At 37.5% G+C, this 25,391-nt stretch carries 25 protein-coding genes; 12 read left to right on the top strand and 13 right to left on the bottom strand.

Annotation, left to right across the window (positions count from 1 at the left end):
• Positions 1-2: 2 nt before the first annotated feature.
• Positions 3-1,031: a PorV/PorQ family protein gene (locus tag ACSSV9_RS01710; protein ID WP_437345480.1), complete on the bottom strand. Its 1,029-nt coding sequence runs from the start codon at positions 1,029-1,031 to the stop codon at positions 3-5.
• 138 nt (positions 1,032-1,169) lie between these two features.
• Positions 1,170-1,916 (bottom strand): 2,3-diphosphoglycerate-dependent phosphoglycerate mutase, encoded by a 747-nt coding sequence (gpmA, locus tag ACSSV9_RS01705; protein WP_437345479.1) that lies wholly within the window; start codon positions 1,914-1,916, stop codon positions 1,170-1,172.
• A 110-nt stretch (positions 1,917-2,026) separates the two neighbouring features.
• On the opposite strand from gpmA, the gene ACSSV9_RS01700 reads away from it, so the two are divergent.
• Together ACSSV9_RS01700 and ACSSV9_RS01695 are read left to right on the top strand one after the other, a co-directional pair.
• A complete protein-coding gene (locus tag ACSSV9_RS01700) occupies positions 2,027-2,482 on the top strand; it encodes a TPM domain-containing protein (protein WP_437345478.1) in 456 nt (151 codons plus the stop codon).
• 61 nt (positions 2,483-2,543) lie between these two features.
• Positions 2,544-3,512 (top strand): MBL fold metallo-hydrolase, encoded by a 969-nt coding sequence (locus tag ACSSV9_RS01695; RefSeq protein WP_437345477.1) that lies wholly within the window; start codon positions 2,544-2,546, stop codon positions 3,510-3,512.
• Here the strand turns inward: ACSSV9_RS01695 and ACSSV9_RS01690 are convergent.
• The gene (locus ACSSV9_RS01690; RefSeq protein WP_437345476.1) at positions 3,490-4,371 is read right to left on the bottom strand and encodes a DMT family transporter; all 882 of its coding nucleotides are present in this window, start codon (positions 4,369-4,371) and stop codon (positions 3,490-3,492) included. The genes ACSSV9_RS01695 and ACSSV9_RS01690 overlap by 23 nt on opposite strands.
• Before the next feature lie 121 nt (positions 4,372-4,492).
• Between ACSSV9_RS01690 and ACSSV9_RS01685 the strand changes: the two genes are divergently transcribed.
• From ACSSV9_RS01685 to ACSSV9_RS01660, 6 genes are all read left to right on the top strand, one after another.
• Positions 4,493-5,881, top strand: a complete 1,389-nt coding sequence (locus ACSSV9_RS01685; protein WP_437345475.1) for an aminopeptidase P family protein — start codon at positions 4,493-4,495, stop codon at positions 5,879-5,881.
• 72 nt (positions 5,882-5,953) lie between these two features.
• Positions 5,954-6,382, top strand: coding sequence for a CBS domain-containing protein (locus tag ACSSV9_RS01680; protein ID WP_437345474.1), 429 nt, complete (start codon positions 5,954-5,956; stop codon positions 6,380-6,382).
• Positions 6,372-6,863, top strand: coding sequence for a DUF2721 domain-containing protein (locus tag ACSSV9_RS01675; protein WP_437345473.1), 492 nt, complete (start codon positions 6,372-6,374; stop codon positions 6,861-6,863). Before ACSSV9_RS01680 ends, ACSSV9_RS01675 begins: the two co-directional genes overlap by 11 nt.
• Positions 6,856-7,452 carry a leucyl/phenylalanyl-tRNA--protein transferase gene (aat, locus tag ACSSV9_RS01670; RefSeq protein ID WP_437345472.1) on the top strand — a complete coding sequence of 199 codons (597 nt, stop codon included), beginning with the start codon at positions 6,856-6,858 and terminating at the stop codon, positions 7,450-7,452. The genes ACSSV9_RS01675 and aat overlap by 8 nt, the downstream gene beginning before the upstream one ends.
• A 33-nt stretch (positions 7,453-7,485) precedes the next feature.
• Positions 7,486-8,163 (top strand): hypothetical protein, encoded by a 678-nt coding sequence (locus ACSSV9_RS01665; protein ID WP_437345471.1) that lies wholly within the window; start codon positions 7,486-7,488, stop codon positions 8,161-8,163.
• Positions 8,164-8,241: 78 nt separating this feature from the next.
• Entirely contained in the window at positions 8,242-9,234 is a 993-nt protein-coding gene (locus ACSSV9_RS01660; protein WP_437345470.1) for a class II fructose-bisphosphate aldolase, read from the top strand.
• A gap of 66 nt (positions 9,235-9,300) precedes the next feature.
• Here ACSSV9_RS01660 and ACSSV9_RS01655 read toward each other — a convergent pair whose 3' ends face one another.
• The 3 genes from ACSSV9_RS01655 to ACSSV9_RS01645 form a co-directional block, all read right to left on the bottom strand.
• Complete coding sequence (locus ACSSV9_RS01655; RefSeq protein WP_437345469.1) at positions 9,301-9,714, bottom strand: c-type cytochrome; 414 nt, start codon at positions 9,712-9,714, stop codon at positions 9,301-9,303.
• Positions 9,715-9,775: 61 nt separating this feature from the next.
• The gene (locus tag ACSSV9_RS01650; protein WP_437345468.1) at positions 9,776-11,311 is read right to left on the bottom strand and encodes an N-acetylmuramoyl-L-alanine amidase family protein; all 1,536 of its coding nucleotides are present in this window, start codon (positions 11,309-11,311) and stop codon (positions 9,776-9,778) included.
• 6 nt (positions 11,312-11,317) lie between these two features.
• Positions 11,318-11,905, bottom strand: a complete 588-nt coding sequence (locus ACSSV9_RS01645) for a methyltransferase family protein (RefSeq protein WP_437345467.1) — start codon at positions 11,903-11,905, stop codon at positions 11,318-11,320.
• A 205-nt stretch (positions 11,906-12,110) separates the two neighbouring features.
• Here ACSSV9_RS01645 and ACSSV9_RS01640 point away from each other — a divergent pair, with 205 nt between their 5' ends.
• The 3 genes from ACSSV9_RS01640 to ACSSV9_RS01630 are packed head-to-tail and all read left to right on the top strand — an operon-like array spanning position 12,111 to position 14,519.
• Entirely contained in the window at positions 12,111-12,638 is a 528-nt protein-coding gene (locus tag ACSSV9_RS01640) for a hypothetical protein (protein WP_437345466.1), read from the top strand.
• Positions 12,639-12,641: 3 nt separating this feature from the next.
• Positions 12,642-13,274 carry a hypothetical protein gene (locus ACSSV9_RS01635; protein WP_437345465.1) on the top strand — a complete coding sequence of 211 codons (633 nt, stop codon included), beginning with the start codon at positions 12,642-12,644 and terminating at the stop codon, positions 13,272-13,274.
• A 12-nt stretch (positions 13,275-13,286) separates the two neighbouring features.
• Complete coding sequence (locus ACSSV9_RS01630; RefSeq protein WP_437345464.1) at positions 13,287-14,519, top strand: DUF4900 domain-containing protein; 1,233 nt, start codon at positions 13,287-13,289, stop codon at positions 14,517-14,519.
• On the opposite strand, the gene ACSSV9_RS01625 is transcribed toward ACSSV9_RS01630, so the two are convergent.
• A complete protein-coding gene (locus ACSSV9_RS01625; protein WP_437345463.1) occupies positions 14,520-15,422 on the bottom strand; it encodes a TIGR01777 family oxidoreductase in 903 nt (300 codons plus the stop codon).
• 67 nt (positions 15,423-15,489) lie between these two features.
• Here ACSSV9_RS01625 and ACSSV9_RS01620 point away from each other — a divergent pair, with 67 nt between their 5' ends.
• A complete protein-coding gene (locus tag ACSSV9_RS01620) occupies positions 15,490-17,880 on the top strand; it encodes a DUF5686 and carboxypeptidase-like regulatory domain-containing protein (RefSeq protein WP_437345462.1) in 2,391 nt (796 codons plus the stop codon).
• A 6-nt stretch (positions 17,881-17,886) separates the two neighbouring features.
• Here ACSSV9_RS01620 and ACSSV9_RS01615 read toward each other — a convergent pair whose 3' ends face one another.
• The 6 genes from ACSSV9_RS01615 to ACSSV9_RS01590 form a co-directional block, all read right to left on the bottom strand.
• Positions 17,887-19,419, bottom strand: coding sequence for a sensor histidine kinase (locus ACSSV9_RS01615; protein WP_437345461.1), 1,533 nt, complete (start codon positions 19,417-19,419; stop codon positions 17,887-17,889).
• Positions 19,420-19,616: 197 nt separating this feature from the next.
• A complete protein-coding gene (locus tag ACSSV9_RS01610; protein ID WP_437345460.1) occupies positions 19,617-20,381 on the bottom strand; it encodes a LytR/AlgR family response regulator transcription factor in 765 nt (254 codons plus the stop codon).
• Positions 20,382-21,059 (bottom strand): sensor histidine kinase, encoded by a 678-nt coding sequence (locus tag ACSSV9_RS01605; RefSeq protein WP_437345459.1) that lies wholly within the window; start codon positions 21,057-21,059, stop codon positions 20,382-20,384.
• A complete protein-coding gene (locus ACSSV9_RS01600) occupies positions 21,060-21,956 on the bottom strand; it encodes a DUF1684 domain-containing protein (protein ID WP_437345458.1) in 897 nt (298 codons plus the stop codon).
• A gap of 92 nt (positions 21,957-22,048) precedes the next feature.
• On the bottom strand, positions 22,049-23,452 hold the full coding sequence (locus ACSSV9_RS01595) for a glycine--tRNA ligase (RefSeq protein WP_437345787.1): 1,404 nt from the start codon (positions 23,450-23,452) through the stop codon (positions 22,049-22,051).
• Between the two features lie 88 nt (positions 23,453-23,540).
• Positions 23,541-25,367 (bottom strand): TonB-dependent receptor plug domain-containing protein, encoded by a 1,827-nt coding sequence (locus ACSSV9_RS01590; protein ID WP_437345457.1) that lies wholly within the window; start codon positions 25,365-25,367, stop codon positions 23,541-23,543.
• Positions 25,368-25,391: the final 24 nt, after the last annotated feature.

The raw sequence follows: 25,391 nt of genomic DNA, 5'->3' as shown, positions 1-25,391 counted from the left end.
GACTATTCTTTACGCTTGAATTGAACATCTTCAAGCGTAAGAAGCAGCGAAATTCTATGTGATGCAGGAAGAGTTTCGTCTTGATTGCCGCTAACTCGGGAGTAGGAATAATCGATCACCATTTTAGGTAATTTAATACCTGCGCCGATTGTCAATTGTTTTACGTCTGAATATCCAACGCGTAGTGCAGCAATATTTTTGTACTTGTATTCGATTCCTGTATGGAAATCAAAACTTACAGGACCGAGATTAAGATTGGAAGCGAATTTTCTATTTTCGAATCGGGTGTCGATATCAATGGCAGGTGAAAGAACACCTTCCCAGAAATTGATTAAATATGCAGCGCCCAACTTTAATGTTGGAGTAATTAATTCGTTCCTTCCGGTGTCCCAGGCAACGAGTGTAGTGGTAATATCCTGAAAGTTGAGTCCCAGAAGCAAGGAATTAAACGGCTGATAAAATGCACCGATATCGAAACCGATTCCCGTTGCGCTGTATTCTGCAATGTCTCTACGGATAATTTTAATACTGGCTCCCCAATAAAAATTATCTAATTGTCGCTTAGCAAACGTAAGAAAAAATGCCCAGTCAGTGTTGTTGAATTCGGTTATCTTCGAGTAGTCGAGACGGTCTGTATGGATATCAATAACTCCATCTCCGTTTGAATCGTATAATGCGTTTCTTGTGTCGGGAATGCCGTCGATACTTAGTCTTATAACACTGAGTCCTAAACTCATGTCTTTATCGTAAGGGATGGCAACAGCCGCATAATTATAGTTTACGAGGCTTCCAAAATGTTCTTCGTGCATCAATGCTACTTGAGGATAGTCGATATGTGCCAGAGCTGCTGGATTCCAGTAACCGGAGGTAACATCGTTTACGAGGCTCGTTTGAGCTCCACCCATCCCTGAAGCTCTGCCGCCGACTCCAATTGCGAGAAATTCTCCACCGTATTTTCCAATTACTGTTTGAGATATAAGGCGGGATGAAGTAATCAGGAGTAAGATCGTAACGATTAATACTTTTTTCATATTATTCTCCTTTGTGGTTTTATCGTAGCAACTGGAAAGCCGATCTTCTCCTTAATTTTCATATAAAAATTCGGGTCTTAAAAAAGACCCGAATTTTTCAGACAATTATAAAATTTATCTTATAAGAATGCAACCTTATTACTTCTTTTCGGTTTGTTTTGCAACAGCATCGATTGCTGCTTTGATTGCTTCCTGGTCGCCGAGATAATAATGTTTAATTGGTTTCAAATTATCGTCGAGTTCATAAACAAGAGGAACTCCAGTCGGTATATTTAGATTAACAATTTCTTGTTCGGAAATATTATCGAGATATTTAACTAATGCGCGTAAGCTGTTTCCGTGCGCTGCGATTATAACTTTTTTACCACTTTTTATGGTTGGAGCGATCGTTTCATGCCAGTAAGGCAGAAAACGTTCAACTGTCAATTTCAGACTTTCGGTCAAAGGGATGTCTTTTTTGTCGAGGTCTTTGTAACGTGGATCTTTACCAGGATACCGCGGATCGTTTTCGTCTAATGCTGGAGGAGGTACATCGTAACTTCTGCGCCACAATTTTACCTGTTCTTCGCCGTATTTGGCCGCAGTCTCAGCTTTATTTAAACCCTGTAGCGCTCCATAATGACGTTCATTAAGACGCCAAGACTTTATTACTGGAATCCACATTAAATCCATTTCTTCCAGTGCAATGTAAAGAGTTTTGATCGCTCTTTTTAGAACAGAAGTAAATGCGATATCGAACGTATAACCTTCTTCTTTCATTATTTTGCCTGCCTGGTGTGCTTCTTCAATTCCTTTTTCTGATAAATCGACATCAGTCCAGCCGGTGAACAGATTTAATTTGTTCCACTCGCTTTCACCATGTCGTAATAAAACTACCTTGTGCATAATTACCTCGTTTTGTGAAAAAAATCAGATGCAAATATAATAATTTTCGGAATTACGGGGTTTATTTTAATGAACGTAACATTTATCTTTGTCATAAACTTCGAGTAGATATGAAAAGAAAATTAATATATCATTATTTCACAGACGACGACTTTCTCCGTTTTTCAAGGGCAATCGAAAAAGCAGAAAAATCTACTTCTGGCGAAATTCGATTGGCTATTAAAGGAGAACTCCCTTTTTTTGCTTCCCGTAAAAAAATCCGACTATTGGCAGAGGAAGAATTCAAAAAGCTTAATATGCAAAATACGAGGGACAGAACCGGGATTTTAATCTATCTTCTTTTACCCAGAAGAATGTTCTATATTCTTGCTGACGAAGGCATTAATTCAAAAGTAAATCAATCTACTTGGGACGAAATAAGGGATATTATGCAGTCCGAATTTATGAATGGAAAATATTCAGACGGCATTCTAAAGGGAATCGAACTCGTGGGCAAAATTCTTTCCGAAAATTTTCCGATTAAAACGGACGATACAAACGAGTTGTCGAATCAGATTATTACATGATTTAGTGAATTTTTTATTTTGTGTTGTTGTTTCAGGATACGCGTAATTCGATAAGAGTGTTATGCCAGTAAACAGAAGAAATTTTTTAAATAAACTTTCGTTGTTGACAGTCGGTTCGGTTTTTTCATTTTTATTCGGTAGCAGTAATACCAAAGCCGAACCACGTATTGAATTAAAATACAGACCTGAACCGGCCAACTGGGATAACGACAGCATAACACTTTCCTGGATCGGGCATTCGACTGTTTTAATCAACATTATGGGGAAATGGATATTAACAGACCCGGTTCTGTTCGATCGAATTGGTGTGTATCTTTTCGGAACGAGTTTTGGACCTTCGAGAATTTCTCCGCCCGCACTCAATCGAAATGAAATACCACAACCGGATATTATCCTCCTTTCGCATGCACATATGGACCACATGGATTATCCTACGCTTAAATATTTTGCCCAAAAATATCCATCGAAAATAGACGTTATTACCTCTTATTTAACAGGCGATGTTATCGAAGACCTTCCCTGGAAGTCTCTCAATATTATGGATTGGGGCGACGAACTTAAAATTGACGGAATTAATTTCAGAGCCCTGAAGGTAAAGCATTTTGGATGGCGTTTCCCGTGGGAGAAAGACCGCTCACGTGGTTTCTTCAAAGATGGAAGAAGCTATAATGCATATCTAATTGAATATCAAAATAAAAAAATAGTTTTCGGTGGCGATACTGCGATGACAGATGAATTCGATATACTTAAGGATGAAAATGTCGATGTTGCAATAATGCCGATCGGAGCTTATAACCCCTGGCGTAGAAGTCATTGCAATCCTGAGGAAGCTTTGCAAATGGCTGCTCGAATGAATGCAAAATATTTTGTGCCGATACACACTAAAACATTCAGACAGGGAAACGAACCGGTCGACGAGCCTATTGCATGGCTACGAGAATCTGCCTCAAAATATCCAATCAAAGTGGCACTCGACGAAATTGGAAAGACTTTTTCTCTTAAAGAATTCAATTTGGGAGAGAATCGTTAAGACGCTGTATTATTATCCCGCTTACAATCAATACTAATCCTGCAATAGACGAAAGCATCATCTTTTCACCCAATATTAACCAGATAAACAAAAGAGAGATGAAGGGTGAAAGGTATGCCAGAGTTGCCGTGCGAGCTTTATTTTCACTAAGACGTAGAGCTCTAAGCCATAAAACAAAGGTTATACCCATCTCGAAAAATCCAACATAAATCGCTCCTATTAAATACTTGTAAGATATGATCGAAAACGAATCGAATATTAAAATGTAGATGAATGTATAAATTGTACCGAAGAAAAACGATCCGAATAATTTCTCGTCTTCCTTACGACTATCGAGCAAATTAAAAGTCCAGAAGAGACCCCATAACAATGAACTGCCCAATGCGAGGCTCACACCAAGTATGTTATGAAAATGAAGTGAAAAAATATATCCGCGTGTGGCAATTATGATCACTCCCAGAAAAGCTAAAATTAATCCGGCAATAATTCTAAAATTAATTTTGTTCTTCAGAAAAATTGCTGCAAAGATTGAAATTATAATTGGCCATGTATAGTTGAGAGGCTGAGCTTCCTGCGCGGGCAATAGTGAATATGCCTTGAACAAAACGAGGTAATAAAGAAAAGGATTGAGCAGGCCAAGCAGTATATTGTTTTTGATGTGATTTTTCGAAAGCAGAATTTCGCCAACGCACTTTTTTCTCTGGATTATGAAAAATGCAAAAATCAATGTACTTGTTAACGAAGAGTAAAATAAAAGTTGAGCATAATTCATTCCTGTAAGGGTTAACTTGAATGCAGTTGCAACCGTAGACCATAAAAATACAGCACTCAATGCGTATTTTAATCCGCTCTTACTCATTTTTCAATCTATTTTATTTTATGGTTCTGAAAATAGAAAAACTTATTTTATTTTTTTTAGTTTGTTATGAAAAAAATGTCGATTATCTTAAAGTAGTGATCGAAAACATAAAGGTGAATGTATGTTTAAAAAAGAAATTTATATCAAAAGAAGAAATTTGATAAAAAAGAAGATTAAAGAGGGAATAATATTATTTCTTGGAAACGGCGAAGCACCGATGAACTATACAGATAACACATACCGCTTCAGGCAGGATAGCACATTCCTTTACTATTTCGGCATTGACGAACCAAATTTTGCAGGAGTGATAGATATCGACGAAAATAAAGAAATTCTTTTTGGTAATGATTTTGATATCGATGACATTGTATGGATGGGGCCGCAAAAATCTGTCGAACAAAAAGCACACCTCGTCGGAGTTGGAAAATCAGAGCCGCTTTCAAATTTGCAACAATATTTAACCGACAATATTAAGAAAGGAAGAAGAATCCATTTTATTCCTCAATACCGCCACGAAAATATGCTTAAACTCCAGATCCTGCTCGGCATCGATGCTCTTCGAATTAATGAATATGCATCGCAAAGCCTTATACGTGCAGTTGCAGAACAACGTGCGGTTAAATCTAAAGAAGAAATCGAACAAATTGAAAAAGCTCTCGATATTTCGTACGAAATGCATATCGGTGCAATTAAAATGGCTAAACCCGGCATTATCGAAAAAGAAATTGCAGGCTATGTAGAGGGACTTGCTTATTCAATGGGACGAGGATTGTCCTTCCCTGTGATTCTGTCGAAACACGGCGAAACTCTCCACAACCATTCACATAATAATATTTTAAAGAAAGGCGACCTGGTGGTTCACGATAGCGGTGCCGAAAGTCTGGAACATTACGCCAGCGATATCACAAGAACATTCCCCGTCGGCGGAAAATTTTCGGAACGGCAAAAAGAGATTTATAATATCGTACTATCGGCCCAGCTTGCAGCAATTAATTTTATTAAACCAGGAAGAAGTTATAAACAGGTCCATTTGAAAGCTGCATCTGTAATTGCTGAGGGACTAAAAACAATCGGGTTGATGCAGGGAGATATAAAAGAGGCAGTTGTGAAGGGAGCACACGCGCTCTTTTTCCCACACGGTTTGGGGCATCTACTCGGGCTCGACGTTCATGACCTTGAAAATTTCGGGGAGGGCAACTTCGGTTACGACGATAGAATTAAAAGAAGTTCTCAGTTCGGTCTGAAGTCGCTCCGATATGCCAGAGCGCTTGCACCGGGAATTGTAATTACAGTTGAACCCGGAATTTATTTCATTCCTCAATTGATAGACAAGTGGAAAGCGGAAAATAAGTTCACTGAATTTATTAATTATGAAAGGCTAGAAAAATATAAAGACTTTGGAGGCATTAGAATAGAAGACGATATATTAGTAACAGATAATGGTGCACGCGTTCTAGGCAAAAAAATTCCCAAATCTGTCGAAGAATTGGAAGCCCTGGCGTCGGCTTAAATTTTTTCTCTTGCATTTATTGAGTTTCATTACGTACTTTAAATAGGACGTTAAGGCTTAATAGGAGGGATTATGAAGACAATTAAAGAGTTGCTTCAAAATAGAAATATATTTACAGTAAAAACGGGAACTTCCGTTGTAGATACGGTGAAATTTATGGCAGAGCATAACATAGGACTTGTACCGGTTCTGGATGACGAAGGTAAGCTCGTGGGTGTATTTTCTGAAAGAGACCTTGTGAAAAGAGTAATTGCAAAAGGGCTTGATATCAAAACAACAAAAATTGACGATGTAATGACCAGAGAACTAATTCTTGCCGACATAAATGAATCTCATCAGGAATGTCTTAAAAAAATGAAGGACAAAGGGACACGTCATATCCTCGTAATTGAAGAAGGAAAATTAGCGGGAATACTGGCTATGCGGGACCTGCTTGAATTCGACCTTACTGTTCAAAAGGAAACTATAGAAGTATTACACAATTATATTTATGCAAAATAATTTTATGTTCGACATTAATGCACAGAATCTGATTCAATTTATGCTGGCGCCTGCTGTGATGATAAGCGCCTGCGGCTTGCTTCTATTGGGAATTAACAATAGATATTCGCTTGTAGTTAATCGTATTCGTCTACTCAACGAAGAAAAAAGAAAACTTTTTGTCAAAGTAGGCGACAAGCCTCTTTCTACAACGGAAAATCTACGTCTTGTAAGTATAGCCAGACAAATTGAACTGCTCGTTTATCGCGTGCGTTTGATCAGAAATTCTGTGCTCAGTTATGTTGCCGCTGTAGCTCTATTTGTTTTCACGTCGATGCTCCTTGGAATCGGCTATCTCTTTTCACTGGATTACCTGAATATTCCGATCGTCATTGCTTTTTTGATAGGAATGATTCTGGTGCTTACAGGAGCGTGTTTTGCCGGCTTTGAATCAAAGAAAGGATACGATATTATTAAATTCGAAGTCGATGTAGATGACTGATAATCATAATTTTCCTGACGATCTGCTACTTCCCACCAACATGATTCAACTTTATGCAAGGGGCGCCTTCCCGATGGCTGAATCTACAGGTGAAATCAATTGGTACCTACCTGAAATCCGCACTATCATTCCACTGGATGGCTATAATGTACCGCGATCCCTCAGAAAATTTATGGAATCGGTCGATTTCGAATATCGTTACGATACAGCCGTCATGGAAGTCGTACGTCAGTGTGCTAATCGACCTTCCACTTGGATATCAGAAAGATTAATCGAAGCCTACAAAGGACTCTATGATTTGGGCCATCTGCATTCAGTCGAAGTATGGCAGAAAAATAAATTAGTAGGTGGACTTTACGGTGTAACTTACAAAGGCGCTTTCTTTGGCGAGTCGATGTTTTCCGCCGTGTCCCAGGCTTCAAAATGCGCTTTGATAAAGTTAATCGAACGACTGAATGACCGCGGCTTTGTGTTGCTCGATGTTCAATACGAAAACGAGCATCTCAAAATGTTTGGTACAGTCCAAATTAACTATGAAGAGTATCACAATCTTCTTATTCGCGCCTACAAGAAGAATGTTGTATTCTAATTGTTTATATTGAACATCAAAAACAAGACTACAATGGTTAAAAGAATAATTATTCTAATTCTGTTTATGGCTTTTATTGTTTACGGTCAGAGTGTAGGAGGCGCTTTTATGCTTGGGATTCCGCAGGGTGAATTTAAAAATAATGTAGACCGTCTTGGCTATGGTATCCAGTTTCAGGGGCAATTGTGGGAAACAACGCATGATATGCCATATACTTTTGGACTTAGTTTTAGTTATATGGTCTATGGCGAGGTTTCAGAATCAAGGCCATTTCCCGGCTTTCCAGAGGTCTTTCTGGATGTAGAAAGAATGAATAATATGGCCAATGCGCATCTCCTTTTTTATCTATCGCCATTCGAAGGTGTATTTAAGCCATATCTTGAAGGCTTGTTTGGTGGGTCGTATCTTTTCACGACATCAAAAGTCAAAAGTCGACATTCAGATGAACCTTTCGCAGAAGATACTAATTTTGACGATTTCAACTGGAGTTATGGTGGCGGATTTGGAAGCCTGTTTTTGCTTACCGACAACATACCAGGAATAAAGTCGCTCCATCTTGATGTTAAAATCAGATACTTATACGGCACCGAAGCCGAATATCTCACCGAAGAAGACATTGAAATTATTTCTGCAACGCAAGTGCGTTACAATATAAGACGCTCACGAACTGACTTGCTGACATTCGGAATCGGTGTTGTCGTAAATTTTTAGTCGTTTCTTTATTTAGTACTTAGATTTTTATATAATTGTTTAGTTAATATTTACAAACTAATATAAAAAGGTGGAATTATGATATCCTACAAGGAATTGGGTCTGGTTAATTCCAGGGAATTATTCAAAAAAGCAGTCGATGGCGGTTATGCAATACCTGCATTCAATTTTAATAATCTCGAACAGTTGCAGGCAATTATAAGTGCATGTGTTGAAACTAAATCGCCCGTCATTCTTCAGGTTTCCAGCGGGGCACGTAAATATGCAAATCAAACTTTACTGAAAAATCTTGCAAAGGGTGCCGTAGAATACGCTGAAGAACTTGGATATAAAATTCCGATTGTATTGCATCTGGATCATGGCGATACTTTTGAATTATGCAAATCGTGCATCGAAATGGGCTTTTCTTCTGTAATGATTGATGGTTCACATCATCCTTACGAAAAAAATGTGGAATTGACCGCTCAGGTGGTTAAATACGCTCATAAATACGATGTTACAGTTGAAGGTGAACTCGGTGTTTTGGCCGGTATTGAAGATGAAGTGCAAAGTGAAGTTACTCATTATACAAAACCCGAAGAAGTTGAAGACTTCGTTAAAAAGACAGGTGTTGATTCACTTGCAATATCAATTGGTACGTCGCACGGAGCGAATAAATTCAAACCAGAGCAGTGTACACGTACTGAAGACGGAATTTTAATTCCTCCGCCGTTGAGATTCGACATTCTTGAAGAAATCGAAAAGAGAATACCCGGCTTCCCGATTGTGCTTCACGGCGCTTCTTCAGTGCCACCAGAGCTGGTAAAAATCATCAACAATAATGGTGGACGTCTGAAAGATGCAGTAGGAATTCCAGAAGAACAACTTAGAAGAGCTGCCCGCTCGGCTGTTTGCAAAATCAATATCGATTCCGACGGAAGACTTGCAATGACTGCCGCAATCAGAAAATACTTGAACGAACATCCGGAAGAATTCGACCCGCGTAAATATCTCGGTCCTGCTCGCGAGGCGTTGAAAGAACTCTACAAACACAAAATTGTAAACGTGCTTGGCAGTAACGACAAAGCTTAATTAATTACAAAAAAAAGAGGCTGTCAATTGACAGCCTCCTAAACTTACATTAAAGTCCCTTCAAAATTATTTTTCTAGTAAGAAGTCTGCAATTTTCCCGAGGTCTTTTACATCCAGATTGTTGTAGGCTGGCATTACTATGTTTTTATATTTTAATTTATATTCCTTAAAACGTTCGTCGCTGCTGTAAGACGATGGATTACGCAAGTAGTTAATTAATCTATCCCGTGTCCAGTGTTCCTTTATATTTACCAGTGCAGGAGCAATCGTGCTGCCTTCGAGGTTTTGACCATGACACGATACACATCCATTCTGTCGAATTAATGTCATTGCGTCCAACTCCTGATTCGACTGCATCGTTTTTTCGGAATAATTTTCGGGCAGCGACAACGTCTCTTCTTTTTGAAGAATTCTGCCCAGAATGAAGAGCAACAAAAAAATACCAAAAAATGCAGTAAGCCATTTCTGTGCATTTGTCATTTTTAAATTCCTTTCCTGAATTTTGAATGTAAAGTTATTATTACCACGATTATAAAACAAATTAATTTGAGATTATTTCTTTGTGATAATATTCTCTGTATTTAATAATTGCGTTGAAAATCGATTCGGCTATTTCTTTTTGGCCTTTGCTACTTTTAAGATACTCCTCGTCGTGTCGATTGGAAATATACCCTGTTTCAATTAATACAGACGGCATAGATGCGCCAACCAGCACATAAAATCCAGCCTGTTTAACGCCGTTAGTCGGGATATTAACTTTTCTCTTCCATTCATCGTTAAGAATTTCAGCAAACTTTTCAGAATAGCGCATATATTGTGAGTGAGCCATGCTCACGAGTATAAAATTTTCATCCGTCAGTTCCTTGTATCTATCTGGATTATCTTCGTATGCAATTACACTATTTTCAAATTCTGCAATAGCTATGGCTTCTTGAGTTCTGCCGGGTCTCAAAAGATAAACTTCGAAACCTCTCTGAGTGCTTTTTTTCTTTGGCATAGAATTGCAGTGGATCGATATGAACAATTTACCGTTTGCTTCGTTAGCAATTTTACCTCTTTTATAAAGTTCAATAAAGCTGTCGTCGGTGCGTGTATAAACCACTTTGACTTCTGGTACTGACTTCTCAATCAATTTTCCGAGTTCGAGAGCAATTTTGAGATTGATATCTTTTTCTTTTACGCCCGTTGTCCCGATGGCGCCAGGGTCCTTGCCGCCGTGCCCGGCATCAATTACAATTGTATCAAAAATCCATTTCTCCAGAGGGGGATTATTATCAGCAGTAAACAATTTGCTGTGAACGGTTACAATTAATTCTCCGTTTGATGGATTGCGTATTATTTCGGCGTCGGAATAATCGCCTGATAATCCGAATTCTATCTGTTTGCTATTCGGTGAGATATTTATAAGTCTAATTGATTTGATAAATCCTTTGGGACTAAATTGAGTTACTAATTCTGGATTGATTTTTTCAGAAGAGAAAAAAAGAAATAGTTTGTTGTCTTTTATCGAAATTCGCGGAGTAATCACGCGCTCGGAAATTTTTAATCTTATTAATGAGCCATTCGCTTTCTCTTCTACGCTAATATTTTGAACGTCATAAAAATTTCTATCTGCAGGCAGACTTTCTTCTGATAAAGGCTTCTTCGATAAAATTAAATGTTTTCTGGATGGGATGAATTTAATGTTGTAGCCCGAAGTTTTCTCGAGATAGCCGATCATATACGACAAGGGAAAAAAGACGTCGTTTTTAATAAATAGTGTGGATAAGGGTAATTGATAAACTTCCTGTTTGCCCGAATTTTTGTCGGTTAAAACTATAAATTGGCTCTTGGCTGTAAGCTTGATATTATATAATTCGTATTTTAATTCGACTTTTTGAGTTTTGTCGGTATAATAAACCCCGGCAGAAGTAATCGATGCAAATTCGGTTGCCGATATGTAAATGTTTCCTTTTTTTGTTACAAAAGAAAGATGAGCTGAAGTATCAGGTAATTCAACCGAAAGTTGGTATAAACGCTGAGCCGAAACCGTAATTGTGAATGATAGTATTAATAAAAGGAGATGAATAAATTTCATTACAGGTCACCCAATAAAAGGTATCATAAAAGAAGTTGATTTTTTATAGTTTCTGTACTCTTCGCCCAAGTGTTTTTCGAGCAATTTATCTTCCAGGACTGCCCTAAGTACGAATAGGGGCAATTCAACCAACAGAACAATTGGTATGATTAAGTAACTCGCAAAAGCCAAGCCAGCACCCAGATCGCTCAGTACCTGACTCAGATATTGTGGATGACGAATGAATCGATAAGGTCCATTCGTAATTAATTTGTGGTTTTTCAATATAGCTACGTCCTGTGTATAATAATCCCCGAGCGTTTTATAAGACTTAATTTGCAACCATGAAAAAACAATGTAAAGTAATAAGCCGATTGTCCTGACGTAGAGAAATTTTTCATCGCTAAGGTTATTCAAAGTGCCGACACCGAAGAATGAGAGAATAATCAATACTATTATCAAAGCAGATATATTTGGTGGAATTTTTTGAAGATAAGTAGCCGGTCGCTCTACTACTTTTGTAATCGATGTTTTTAGTCCTTTGCGCGCGCCACTCCAGTTTGCACTGCTTGATACTATTAAATTAATTAGTACCAGTATCGATATTGCATCCATTGTGTAATCCAGATAATAGTTTGTTGATAATATAATAACTTTGTGATATAAATCTCTAATATTAGTTGCCTCTGCAAATTTTACATGTTAAATTTACATTCGAGCAAAGCCATTAAATAAAATGTTGTCTGTTTTCGATAATTTAATAAATAGCACGCATTTTGAAGCTAGTAAATAGAATATCAGCTCTTCAGAAGGGTTGAAGATGAATACAGGACAGATGTTAATAACAATCGGGGCTATCTTTCTGCTGACGACGGTAATATTGAATGTCAATAGGGGTTTGATGACCACGACAACTACAATGTACGACAGTCGTTATCATATTATGGGCATTTCATTAGCCACATCAACAATTGAAAGAGCGACAGGACTGGCTTTTGATAACGAGAGCGATACGACGGATCTAACCTCGCTATCGCAACTGACTTTACCAGAGAATCTCGGCATTGAAAGTGGGGAATCGTCGAGCAATCCAGAGGCCTTCAATGATTTTGATGATTATAATTGTTACCGCTACGTACCGAAAGCCGACACAATAAGATTGGAAGGAACTGACAGCCTTTTAGTTTACAATACCCTCTGCCAGGTCGACTATGTGGACCCTGACAATCCGGAACAAGTATCGTCCAATAGAACATGGCATAAGAGAATAGTGGTAAAAGTATTCAGCGATAGCATGTCCGATACAGTGTCGATGTCTACTGTTTTTAGCTATTGGTATTTCAGGTGAAAAATGGGATTCAGTACATTATTAGACATATTGGGTTCAACAATAGTCGGTGGAATGCTCCTTTTGATCCTATTCAGGATGAACGACGCGGCCGTTGAAAATAATTATAATTTCAGCGGTGAAAAAATTGTTCAGCAAAATTTAACTGAAGTGGTTAGACTGCTCGAATACGATTTTCGTAAAATCGGTTATTGTAAAGATTGGTCAAAAATTCCCGATCCTACAAAGGCAATTCTATATGCCGATTCAAATGGAATTAGATTTTTAACAGATATAGTCACAACTACTGATCCTCTTGGGGACGGAGTTCCCGACGAAATTTATTATTATATTGACCCGAATGATACCCTGACATCTCAGACTCCCAATCCGAATGATGTAATACTTTACAGAGTGGTTAATAATGAAACACCCAAAGGAGCTAACCTCGGAATTACAAAATTCAAGCTTACATACTATGATGCACTTGGAAATGAAATTACGAATTTTCCTGAGGCTCCACCTTTGGGTATTTCGACTATACAAATTGATATCGCAGTTGAAAATCCGTACGCATACGGCAATGATTATTCGTTTGACAAAAGAGTTATATGGCGTCAAATCAGACTGGCCGCAAGAAATTTGGGTAATAGATAGTAAGGTATATTAATGGGTGGTAAAGCTGCAATATTGTTAGTGCTCGGATTCAGCCTTGTTTTTATGGTCGCCGGCATGAATTTCAATCGTATGTCGACCGAGACAGTCGATAATATGGCTACTTATTTCTACGAAACAAAAGCTCATCATATTGCTACTGCAGGAGTAAACTTAATAGCAAATAAAGTTTTCTTAAATAATGATCTACCAGACGGCAATTATAATTATAATTTTGACGGTGGTACTATTAGTATAAGTCTGGTTACAATTAATCCTTCGCAGGATTTAAGAGAGATTACATCAATTGCTAATTATAAAGGAATTTCTTCAACCGTCAAAATTTTATTAAAGCCAAGTAGCTTTTCAAAATACGCCTATTTTTCTGACACAGAGGGAGCAAATATCTGGTGGACTACAAGAGATACGGTTTGGGGCCCATTTCATACGAACGGACAATTGAGAGTAGCCGACGAACCGGTATTTTACGGAAAAGTAACAATTGATGGCAAAGTAGTAAAATATTCGAACACTGCAAATCCACATTTCTACGGTGGTCTTGAAACAGGTGTACATAAAGATATTCCTGAAGACGGCGTTGAAAGAGTTGGAACGGCGGCTGCTGCAGGCGGCAGAATTATAAGCGGACAAAACAAAGTTTATCTCGAATTCAGAGGAGACAGTGTGAGATACCGTTATAGCACAGGCTCACCATGGAATTATGAACTCGCTTCTACGTTTGCACCAAATGGCGTTATCTATGTGGAAAACGCAGAACTTCATGTTAGCGGTACAGTCAAAGGACAATATACGGTTGGAGTTTCAGGAACTGGGAGCAATCGGGGTAAAATCTTTCTTGAAGACAATATAGTTTGTTATAATAATCCTGAAACCAATCCAAACTCGACTGATGTAATTGGATTGGTTGCAAAACGTGATGTAGTCATTGTAAACAATACTCCCAACAGTAACGATATCATAATACAGGCTGCAATCTATGCAGAAAGAGGTTCGTTCACTGTACAAGATTATCAGCACGGTTCTCCAAGAGGCACTATTAAACTTTATGGTGGCATTACTCAATATACCAGAGGGCCAGTAGGACAGTTTACTACTGACTGGTGGGGTAATACATATATCATTCATGGATATAATAAAAGATATAGATATGATGATAGATTAATGCTGCTCAGTCCCCCTGCTTTCCCTGGGACGGGCGGTTTCGAAATTGTTTCCTGGTTTGAATAATCAAGAAATCAAATTTTCCAAAGCCTCTCTTATATTCTGAAATGTAAAACTAAATCCTTCAGAAGTAATTCTTTTCGGTCTTACTGGAGCGCCGCTTAATAAAATTTCGGAAGCTTCTCCCATCACCAATCGAATTAATGATTCAGGAATTCTAAAAAGAACGGGTCTGTTTAATAATTCTCCAGCGGTTTTAATTAGTTCTTCCATTGTGATTGTATCAGGATTTACTGCATTATAAATGCCACTTGATTTTTTTCCCATAAGAAAATCAATCATTCTCACCGCGTCTTCAATATGAATCCAGGGGAAAAATTGCTTACCCGAACCAGGTACGGCGCCTGCAAAATATTTAATTGGCTTGATTATTTTGGGCAAGGCTCCGCCTTTAGCACTTAATACTGCTCCGAATCTCAAACATGCAGTCCGTACTTCCAATTGTTCAGCTTCTAAAGCGGACTTTTCCCATTCAGCTGTTAATTCAGACAAAAATCCATTTCCCTGAGGCGAATTCTCGTCAACAGGATTTGTAGTATTGCCGTAATATCCTACAGCAGAAGCCGATATAAAATATGATGGTTTGTGCGTCATTAAAGCAAATGACTTTACCAAATTTTGCGTAAGTTTCACACGACTTTCTCGGATTGACTTTTTGATCTCGGAATTCCATCTGCCCGAAGCCAGATTCTTTCCAGCCAGATTTATTATAACTTCTGAGCCTTCGATCGATTTTATCCATTCGCTTTGTTCATAATAATTCCACGTCACGTACTCAATATCTTCAAGAATATCTTTTGGAATGTTCCTTGTTAAAACGATTACTTTATATCCTTTATTTCTTAGAAACAAAGTTAAGGCCTGTCCAATTAATCCGGTACCACCTGCAATGACTATCTTACCTTTCATAAGTTCATCCCTTTGTATATTTTAATAACTACACTATTTTATTACTTAAGATAAAAAACGCAAACGTATGATAAAATTATTTTTTATTACTCTGCTAATATTTCCACTCCTTATATTTTCTCAGCAGTACAATATCACCGGTAAAATAACAGACGAAGAAAACAATGCACTGCCATATTCCAATTTGAGAATTGAAGGTACTTTGAGAGGAACCTCGGCCAATGAAGATGGAAACTATTTTTTAAAGCTCGATAAAGGTAGATATAAATTTATTGTTTCTTTTATTGGTTATAAATCGGATACAGCTTTGATAGATTTGAACAGAGATACGACAGTCAATTTCAGGTTAACACGCTCTGCCATTGTTTTAGAACAGGTAACTGTTTTGCCGGTGGAAAATCCCGCCTTAGCTTTGATGACAAAAGCCATCGAATACAAGAAAATCCGTAAACAGATACTTGATTCTTATGAATATCATGCTTTCACTAAAATTCTGATTAAAACAAACCAAGATTTAGAAGCAACTGATAAAAGTTTGGGAATTAGCACGAGCGAGAATTCCGAAGACTTAAAGATTACTGGAATTATTGAAAACGAAAGCAAAGGATATTTCCGTAAACCCGATAACTTTAAAGAAATAATTTTGGCCAGAAAACAAACTGCGAATACTCCATCTGAAATTAATATTATCACAGGTGCGAGATTGCTAAAGGATTTTTACAGGGAAGAGATTGATTTTTTTAATAGACCGCTTAAAAGTCCTTTAGCCGACGATGCCCTCGATTATTATTACTTCATCATATCCGATACATTAACACGGGATAACACCGCAATATTCGAAGTAACTTTCGAGCCGAGGGACACTACCGACAAAGGTTTTAAAGGAATATTGTTAATTGCTGATAAAACATTTGCACTGGCAGGACTTAAAGTTCATGTGAACAAGTACGGGTTTCCGGGTGGATTCCTCGACAGTATATCGGTATCGCAGCAATTCTATCCTTATGAAGATGTCTATATGCCAATCGATTATCGACTGTCGGTAGGGGGCAACATTTTTAATGCTATAAAATTTGCTTTCGATGTTAATACCATTTTCTTCGATTATTGCATCAACGACAAAATCGATCTGAATTTTGATTATGCAACAATTAAAGTATTACCCGAAGCTGATAGCAGGGATTCTCTCTACTGGTTTTCAGTACAGACAATCCCCTATTCAATTACGGAACTCGAAGCTTACAGAAGAATTGATAGTTTAAGTGGAATCGAAAAAACATTCTGGGATAATTTTTCCTTACTTTCGCCGCGCCTGAATATATGGCGTAACCTGAGTGTTAACGGACCTCTGACTTTATATAGCTTTAATAAAGTGTCGGGTCATCTGGTAAGTTTAAATGTAATGCTGGAAAAAGCCTTGAACAGAAGACTTAATTCCGAATTTGAAATTTCATACGGCTTTAACGATAGAAAAACAAACGTTGGACTCTCTGCCGAATATCAATTCGGAACTTACAGAACGGGTTTTGTTGGGTTCAAAGCCTATGATAAATTATACGAACTCTTTGGCGATGCCATTTCTTATAATAAGTTTACTTCAACTATTTCAAGTCTCTTCTATAAATATGATTTTATGGATTACTATTATTCAAAAGGAATCGAACTTTATTTCGGTGGCGACTTACTACCGTTTATGAACCTTAGCGGTGGTATTGTATTGCGTACCGACAAAAGTTCGGTGAATAATTCTGATTTTTCATTTTTTTATCGGGATAGAAAATTCAGTGCTAACAAACAAATCTTCGACGGAAATATAAACGGCTTTAAGTTTGGAATTAATCTCGATTTCAGAAAATATATTGAGGACGGATATACCAGAAGAAGAATCAACAACGACAAAGGATATCTCCTGTTGAACGGGGAAATATTTAGCAGCAATAAGGATTTGCTCAACAGTTCAATTGAATTCAGTACTTACAAAGTTGACATGAAAGGAGGCACTAGAACTTTCGGTGCAGCTGAATTTCAGTTTATTGCAGAATTTTTTTACTCAAAAGGAGCTGTCCCTATACAAATGTTACATTCTCTTTCAGGCAATATCAACTCAGCCGGTAAATCATTTTCTTTCAGAACGATCAGACCGGGCGAAGTGTATGGCGATAGATGTCTGGCAATTTTTACCGAACATGATTTTAAAGATGAATTATTTAGCCTGATCCCTTTTATGAAAAATTCCAGGTTAATCTTTACTCTTCATTTGAATGCAGCATTAATTAACCTATCGGAAAAAAGCAGGCAAATTATGAACAATGAACCAAAATTATTTATCCATCCTTTTATTGAAGCGGGTTTCGGAATCGGTCACCTGATAAGTCCTTTTGTTCTGGAATTTACATGGAAATTAAATCAACTGGACGGAAACAACTTTGTTATCGGTTTGAATTCATTCATATTCTGATAATAACTAAACTTTATCAAAGATTACTCTGAAAACGCTCCCTTCATTCTTTTGACTTTCAACCTCAATTACGGCATCATTCAAATCACAATGTTTTTTTACAACTGCTAGTCCCAAACCAGTGCCATCAAACATTCGTGAATAACTGTTATCCTCCTGCGAAAAGGTCGAAAAAAGATACGGTATATATTCTTTTTTAATCCCAACTCCAGTATCTCTCACTTCAACACTAATTTTTCCTGAATGCTCTGCAATCAAAATAAGAACTTCGCCTTCGGGAGTGTATTTAATGGCATTGTCTATTAACTGTGTGAATATTTGAAGGCAGCTGTATTTGTCAGCTTTTATTACGGGTGAGTCGGTTTCGTTAACTACCAATAATTTAATATTTTTTTTACGGGCTTCGTCGATATATTTTGCTTCTACCTCCTTAATCAATTTGTATAAATCAACGGGTTCAGGGTTAATATCGAAATTGTTGGCTGCAAGTTGGGACATTTCGAGAATTAATCCGATTGTGCGCTGTATCCTGCGCGTTTCAGTATCAATAATAGCTGTACTTTCAATTATCTCTCTGTCAACATCCATGCTGGCTAAATCTGATTTAAGAATTTGAACAAGATTCAGAATAACATTAATAGGCGTGCGTATTTCATGAGAAATTGTAGCAAGGAATTCAGTTTTCAATTTTTCAAGATTCTTTTTTTGTGCCTCGGTTTCTAAAAGGCTTAACTCTGCTTCTTGTTGTTTTGTAATATCAATGAAGCTAATATCGAAGTAGACGATATTCCCTTTCGCATCCTTAACAGGTATGAGTGTCTCTTTGAAATACAATATCCTGCCTTTGTTGCTGATGCAGGCTGTAGTAATATTTTTAACGATTTTACCGGCGGCGGCTTCTTGCTTGTATTTGTTATGTTCTTCAAGATTCAAAAATGTATTCTGTTCGAAATTTTCTTTGTCGATATCCTCTTCGGATTTGTAACCCAGCATCTTTCGCAGAGTTTTGTTTATCGAAATCAATTTCCCAGATGGAGATATTCTGCAGCAACCGATCTTTATTTCATTGCAAATGTTACTCAGCTGATTGTCCCTGGAACGTACTTCTTCCTGTGCCTTTTTTATTTCGGTTATGTCGCGGTTGTTAATGTATCTACCGATATATTTATTATTGTCGTCGTATACTGCCTGACAGTTATGAGCAATCCATTTAGTTTGTCCGTCTTTAGTAATTATTCTAAATTCTTCTGAGCAAAAAACTTTTCCTCTAATAACATCGCGTGTATGAGAAATAAAACGCTTTCTATCTTCCGGTGCAATAATTTTAATTAATAATGACTGATCGGAAAAAAAGTCCTCTTTCGAATAACCTGTAATGTAACGACAGGAAGGTGAGTTATAAATTAATTTATTGTGAGGGTCTAACCAGTAGATCCAATCGATAGAAAATTCGGTGATAATTCTGTAAAGATTTTCGAGCTCAATATGGTCGTGAGGGAAAACCGATTCGTCATAAATAGTTTTTTTAATTGATCCCAAAATTTACATCCTTTCATATTTATAACTTCCGGCTGGGATTCATCTGACTAAAAAATTAAGTGGAATCGAAACATTTGATATTTCTTAAATCATTTTCGATTCCACTTCTCAGAGGGTGCACAACAAAAATAAATTTTATGAGGGGAGAAAATAATAGTTTTTAGACGAGCGATTAAATAAATAGACAAGCGATAATTTTATAGGACAAATTGCTTGATTTTTTTTACCGATCGCTGGCTAACATCGAATTCTTTCTCGTATCCTTTTAATTTAATCAAGTATCGATTGCTGCTGCTTTTTTTGAACGATTCTACAAATTCGATATTGATTATTGTCTGACGATGAATTCTTATAAACTTATTTGCGGGTAATTGCTTCTCCCAATCTTTCATCGATTTGCGCAACAGGAACATCCTGCCGTCGCGTATATTGACTTTTGAGTAATCCTTCATGCTTATTATGCAGGTTATATCCTGAACTTTATAAAAGCCAGGATGCTTTTTATCGTTAATAAAGATGTAATCATTCATTGTCAATAATTCTTTTGCGCCTTCATTATTGTCGATTATTCTTCCGTGCGTCTTAATAAATTTATTTCGCTTTTCCAGTTGAGCTTTAATTGAATTTAGAAGTTCTGCATAAGTAAATGGTTTGGGAATATAATCGTCTGCTCCGAGTTCCATCCCTTTTCTTATGTCGATACGTTCACCTTTAGCCGTAAGAAAAATAAATATGGGCGGTTCTATATCATCTATTTTTTTAATGCTCGACAGGATTTTATATCCACTTAAATCGGGCAACATTATGTCGCATAAAACAATGTCGGGATGAATCTTAAATAAAGTTTTCAATCCCTCGGAACCATTATATGCGCAATAGGTTTCATAACCGAATTCTTTCAGTAACAATACAATGTTTTCGGCCAGGTCTTTGTTGTCTTCTATTATTAGAACTCTCTTCATTTATAAAACAAGTTTAAATTCAGTGCCTTTACTGATTGTGCTTTCAACTTCGATCTCAGCTTGAAGCAGAGCGGATAATTTTTTAACAATTGAAAGTCCGAGACCTGCTCCTTCTATTTCTGAGGTATTTGAGCCTCTAAAAAACGGTTCGAATACTTTGTTGATGTCTGATGCCGGTATTCCCATCCCTTCATCTTTGACCGATAGAATGGTTCTGTTACCTCTTCTGGCAGCAGTTATTTTTATCTGTCCTCCTTCGGGCGAGTATTTTATGGCGTTTGTAACCAGATTCAATAAAATTTCTTTTAATATCAGTTCATCGGAGAAAATTGTCTCTGCTGAATTTTCTATGTCAACGTTGATAAAATGTTTATCGGATGTATCTGTAATTACGATTTCGATTATATCATTAATTAATTCGCGTAAATTAAACTCCTTTTTTGTAAGGCTGAGTTTGTTTGTCTCTGCTTTATAAATTAACGTGGATTGATCGATAATCTTTCTAAGTTCATTCAAACCTTTTTTAACTTTGTTGAGTATTTGCAATTGACGAGCTTTGTTTCCCTTTCGAATATACAACTCGAGCAGGTCGACCGAGCTTTGAACTGTAGAAAGTGGAGTTCTCAATTGATGTGTAATCAGCTCGATATAATTATTTTTAGAATCCCTCTTTTTCATTTAATGATGCAGCTTCCCGTAATTTTTTTCACCTGCTGTAATTCTTAGATTCAAATAATTTTGTTTTGGCGGCAATGGACATGTAGCATATCTGGAAAAAGCGCATGGCGGATTATATGCCATATTAAAATCGATGATTACTGTACCAGTTGAATCAGGTTTATCGGTATAGAGGAATCTGCCTGCTCCGTATGTTTCAGTTCCGCTTGTTTTGTCTGCAAAAACAATAAATAATTTATCGCCTGAGTCAATTGCATCTAATCGATAAGTTATTCCATCCTTTTCAAATATCAATGCTCCTGGGGACATTTCTTCTTCGATTGTCCCGATAATTGTAGGGATGTTAATTTTTTTTGGAGGATTATAGGGTTCGAATCTGGCTTCAATTCTCCAATCGCTATTGACAGGAAACGTTTCTATTCCTTCGAAGTTTTTTAAGAGAGGACTTTCGAGGTCTCTGAGTCGAATACCAAAGAGATTGCCGCGTTTAATCACAAACCATTTAAATCGTTCTAACTGTAAAACTGTTGTGCTATCTTCCATGTCGTTGTGCATTACTTTTTCTTTTACTGGTGTGTTGTTTTCATAAACTTCAATATTATCGTCAATTTTAACCGTGACCGTTGAATCTTTTAAAATAAAATAACCGATATGAGCAGGTGCTTCGGGAGGGAAAATAATATCGTTCGAAGGATCGCTACCAAAACTGTTTTTTCCCTCTTTGAGCCAGTAAAGTCCAGCTAAATTCAACCATCCATTTTCCTTTTTTAGATTCTCAATTCTTTTCTTGTGCCAATCTTTAATTTGTTTGATATATTCCGGCGATCCTTTTTCCTGCAGACTATCAGTGCAATAGAGAAAAATGAGCGATAGTAGAATGGGTAAATAACGTTTCATAACAAATATTCCCGAGTTATTAACACAAGATAAAAAAATAAGGTCTGGAATTCTATAGAAATGAAAATGCGGCTCTATTCGAGCCGCATCGGTTACATTAATTTTTCTTTAAGGTAGGCAATAAGTTTATCGATCGAGACTCTTACCTGTTCCATTGAGTCGCGCTCTCGTATTGTTACGGTATTGTCCTGGAGTGTTTGAGTGTCGACTGTAATGCAATAGGGAGTGCCGGCTTCGTCCATTCTTCTATATCTTCTACCGATAGCACCTTTGTCGTCATAAAATATTTTGAAATGCGGGCGCAGCTCCGATTCAATTTTACGTGCGATTTCCGGCATTCCGTCCTTGTTAACGAGGGGCAAAATAGCTGCCTTAATTGGCGCCAGCTTCGGATGAAAACGGAGAACACTTCTGATTTCGCCATTAACTTCTTCTTCATAATAAGCATCGATTAAAAATGCCATAAATGACCTGCTGGCACCGGCTGAAGTTTCGATGATATAAGGAATATATTTTTCTTTTAAAACGTCGTCATAATATTGTTGTGATTTACCCGAATATTCCTGATGGCGGCTAAGGTCGTAATCTGTTCTGTTGTGAATGCCTTCGATTTCGCCCCAGCCAAAAGGAAATTCGTACTCGATATCGGTTGCTTCTTTAGCATAATGAGCAAGCTTGTTTGCAGGGTGATCGTGAAAGCGGAGTTTGGATGGCGTCATCCCGAGGGATTTGAACCACTGTATGCGTATTTCTTTCCAGTAGTCGTAGTATTCTTTGTCGGTTCCAGGCTTTACGAAATATTGCATTTCCATCTGCTCGAATTCACGTGTTCTAAAGAGAAAATTCTTCGTGTTAATTTCATTTCGAAATGCTTTTCCGATTTGAGCAATTCCAAAGGGCAACTTTTGCCTGCTTGAATTAGCAACGTTCAAAAAGTTGACATAAATTCCCTGAGCTGTCTCAGGTCGAAGATATATTACGTTATTCGTATCTTCGACAGGGCCTAAAAAAGTTTTGAACATCAGGTTAAATTTTCTGGGTTGTGTAAAAGTGCCTTTGTTGCCGCACTGGGGACAACTTATTAAGTTCAAAAGCTGCGGCGCTGTTTCAGGCTTTTCGAGTAATGATGTAAATTTATCGTCGAGTGTTTCGCCTTCCACCTCATTAAATTCTTTGAGAGCTTTTTCTTTGTTTTTGTCGGATATAAGTTCGGCGAGTGTATCGAGACGGAAACGCGCCTTGCATTGTTTGCAATCGATCATCGGGTCAGTAAAATTTTCGACGTGTCCGCTGGCTTCCCAAACACGGGGATGCATAAGGATTGCAGCATCCAATCCTTCGATGTCGTCACGATAGGTCATTGCCTTCCACCATTCATCCTTGATGTTTCTGAGTAGTTCTACTCCGAGCGGACCATAATCCCAGCATCCGTTCAAACCGCCATAAATTTCACTTGATTGAAATACGAATCCGCGTCGCTTTGCAAGCGATACGATTTTTTCCACTGTTTCGTTACGACTATTTTCGATGGCACACCTCACTGTTTTTTTAGCTGCAAATATAAGAAAAGAAGCTCAAAAATATTTATTGCTTATCGAGATGTTCATATTTTATTCTGAATCCCGCCGTCAGCCATCTGCCAGGTAGAAGTACGCCCGGTATCTCTTCGTATTTTACGTTGAATAAATTTGTTATTCGAATGTAAAATTGGTAGGAAGAATTGCTGTAATTAAATTGTGTGTCCGTTAAAAAATTTGTGCCGTAGTTTAAGCGATCTTCGTATTTAACAATCCAGGTTTGATTTACGTTGAACGGTAGTTCGTACGCAAGCGAGCATACGAGCTGATGCTTCAAATTGTCGATCAAGTATTTCGATTGATAACCTTCCGCTTTACGATCGTACGATAAATATGTGTAACTCAGATTAATGTTTTTAATGAAAAAATCGGAAATATAAAAAGATGGATTAATTCCAAAGCTAAACTCGAATCCCGTTGTATTCAATTCCGTTACATTCTCCACGCGCCATGGATCGGAATCCGATTTTCTTACCCAATCGATTAAATTGTAACCAGATCTTAAAAATAAATTCAGGTCGTAAGTATAATTAATAGCGCGGCTGCTTAGTCCGATTTCATAATTAGTCACTTCCTCGTATGCTAAATCTGGATTGCCTTTATTGGCAGGGCTGTCGTAATATAATTCTGTGAATGTAGGAATTCTGAACGACTTACCGAGCGTTGTGTAGATTTTCGTTGTGTGATTGAGATTGTATGCAAAGTCGAATCCAGGCCATATTTTCCATCCGGCTCGATCGTATTTATAGACAAAAAATCCGAAAGATGAATTTATTTTATCGGTGGGAGAAAACATTTGCTCGATATAAAATCCCTTTTTTTCTCTCCTGTGATTGCCCAGATTATTACTTTCAATTTCGTCCCCGCTATATTCTCCTCCGAATGAGAGTTTACCGAAATCCGAGACCAGCGTCGATTGTAACTCAAATCCATAAGAAGTTGACTTATGAATATTGTGATACCAGTCAGGTCTTGTATAGTCGAGCAGATAATCGTCGTGATTTTTGCGTAGATAAACTTTGGGAGATAAATAAAAAACTTCTGACAGATTTAATTCGGATGAAACATAAAATAATTGCGTAGTGGTTTCTTCCCTTTGATTCGGAAAACGGTCGCTGTAAAAATTATATGCTCCGAATTTTTTATTCGTATAACCGTAATACCAGTTAATCGGTCGGGAAGCAATACCTGCATTTTGACTAATTGAAAAATCGGTTATGTCATAATCCGTATTTGCAATATAACCGTCCGATTTTTTCTTACCGAATGTAACTGTATTATTTATGAATGAAGTGGGAAGCGAGGCGGAGAATGAATATGAATATGAATTGAAACTTCCAGTTTCAGCCGTTGCATCAGCACTCGGGTCGTTTTTCTTCTTTGTAATTATATTTATTACCCCACTAAAGGCATTAGCGCCGAAAATTCTGGAGCCGTGTCCTTTTAGAATTTCGATACGTTCTATGTTGGAAACCGAAACGGGTAAGTTCATATTATGATGTCCCGTTTGGGGGTCGTTAACTTTTATTCCGTCGATGAGGATTAATGTCTGTTCAAAGGTGCCACCACGAATACCGGCATCACTCTGAACGCCGTTTGCACCTCTGGTGCGGATATCGACGGAATTTACCGCACCAATTAAATCTTCCAGACTCGCTGCTGGAAGGTTCTTGATTTCTTCGGAAGTAATTACAACGATACTGCGGGCGATTTCCTTAAATGTAATTGGCGCTCTACCAGCAGTTACGTATATTTCATCTAACTTATATTCTTTTTCCTGTGCTACAAGCGATATTGCAAAAAGTATGAAGAAGAAATTAATATAGTATTTCATCGGCGTCTCTCCGCTTATAATGTC

It is taken from the genome of Melioribacter sulfuriphilus (genome assembly GCF_051488685.1).
In the GTDB taxonomy this organism is placed as follows: domain Bacteria; phylum Bacteroidota; class Ignavibacteria; order Ignavibacteriales; family Melioribacteraceae; genus Melioribacter.
This window is presented reverse-complemented; position numbering and strand designations above follow the sequence as displayed.

What these genes read in the sequence shown, in the direction of transcription:
- ACSSV9_RS01710 (WP_437345480.1), bottom strand. Translation starts at nt 1,031, where the DNA reads ATGAAAAAAGTATTAATCGTTACGATCTTACTCCTGATTACTTCATCC.
- gpmA (WP_437345479.1), bottom strand. Translation starts at nt 1,916, where the DNA reads ATGCACAAGGTAGTTTTATTACGACATGGTGAAAGCGAGTGGAACAAA.
- ACSSV9_RS01700 (WP_437345478.1), top strand. Translation starts at nt 2,027, where the DNA reads ATGAAAAGAAAATTAATATATCATTATTTCACAGACGACGACTTTCTC.
- ACSSV9_RS01695 (WP_437345477.1), top strand. Translation starts at nt 2,544, where the DNA reads ATGCCAGTAAACAGAAGAAATTTTTTAAATAAACTTTCGTTGTTGACA.
- ACSSV9_RS01690 (WP_437345476.1), bottom strand. Translation starts at nt 4,371, where the DNA reads ATGAGTAAGAGCGGATTAAAATACGCATTGAGTGCTGTATTTTTATGG.
- ACSSV9_RS01685 (WP_437345475.1), top strand. Translation starts at nt 4,493, where the DNA reads ATGTTTAAAAAAGAAATTTATATCAAAAGAAGAAATTTGATAAAAAAG.
- ACSSV9_RS01680 (WP_437345474.1), top strand. Translation starts at nt 5,954, where the DNA reads ATGAAGACAATTAAAGAGTTGCTTCAAAATAGAAATATATTTACAGTA.
- ACSSV9_RS01675 (WP_437345473.1), top strand. Translation starts at nt 6,372, where the DNA reads ATGCAAAATAATTTTATGTTCGACATTAATGCACAGAATCTGATTCAA.
- aat (WP_437345472.1), top strand. Translation starts at nt 6,856, where the DNA reads ATGACTGATAATCATAATTTTCCTGACGATCTGCTACTTCCCACCAAC.
- ACSSV9_RS01665 (WP_437345471.1), top strand. Translation starts at nt 7,486, where the DNA reads ATGGTTAAAAGAATAATTATTCTAATTCTGTTTATGGCTTTTATTGTT.
- ACSSV9_RS01660 (WP_437345470.1), top strand. Translation starts at nt 8,242, where the DNA reads ATGATATCCTACAAGGAATTGGGTCTGGTTAATTCCAGGGAATTATTC.
- ACSSV9_RS01655 (WP_437345469.1), bottom strand. Translation starts at nt 9,714, where the DNA reads ATGACAAATGCACAGAAATGGCTTACTGCATTTTTTGGTATTTTTTTG.
- ACSSV9_RS01650 (WP_437345468.1), bottom strand. Translation starts at nt 11,311, where the DNA reads ATGAAATTTATTCATCTCCTTTTATTAATACTATCATTCACAATTACG.
- ACSSV9_RS01645 (WP_437345467.1), bottom strand. Translation starts at nt 11,905, where the DNA reads ATGGATGCAATATCGATACTGGTACTAATTAATTTAATAGTATCAAGC.
- ACSSV9_RS01640 (WP_437345466.1), top strand. Translation starts at nt 12,111, where the DNA reads ATGAATACAGGACAGATGTTAATAACAATCGGGGCTATCTTTCTGCTG.
- ACSSV9_RS01635 (WP_437345465.1), top strand. Translation starts at nt 12,642, where the DNA reads ATGGGATTCAGTACATTATTAGACATATTGGGTTCAACAATAGTCGGT.
- ACSSV9_RS01630 (WP_437345464.1), top strand. Translation starts at nt 13,287, where the DNA reads ATGGGTGGTAAAGCTGCAATATTGTTAGTGCTCGGATTCAGCCTTGTT.
- ACSSV9_RS01625 (WP_437345463.1), bottom strand. Translation starts at nt 15,422, where the DNA reads ATGAAAGGTAAGATAGTCATTGCAGGTGGTACCGGATTAATTGGACAG.
- ACSSV9_RS01620 (WP_437345462.1), top strand. Translation starts at nt 15,490, where the DNA reads ATGATAAAATTATTTTTTATTACTCTGCTAATATTTCCACTCCTTATA.
- ACSSV9_RS01610 (WP_437345460.1), bottom strand. Translation starts at nt 20,381, where the DNA reads ATGAAGAGAGTTCTAATAATAGAAGACAACAAAGACCTGGCCGAAAAC.
- ACSSV9_RS01605 (WP_437345459.1), bottom strand. Translation starts at nt 21,059, where the DNA reads ATGAAAAAGAGGGATTCTAAAAATAATTATATCGAGCTGATTACACAT.
- ACSSV9_RS01600 (WP_437345458.1), bottom strand. Translation starts at nt 21,956, where the DNA reads ATGAAACGTTATTTACCCATTCTACTATCGCTCATTTTTCTCTATTGC.
- ACSSV9_RS01590 (WP_437345457.1), bottom strand. Translation starts at nt 25,367, where the DNA reads ATGAAATACTATATTAATTTCTTCTTCATACTTTTTGCAATATCGCTT.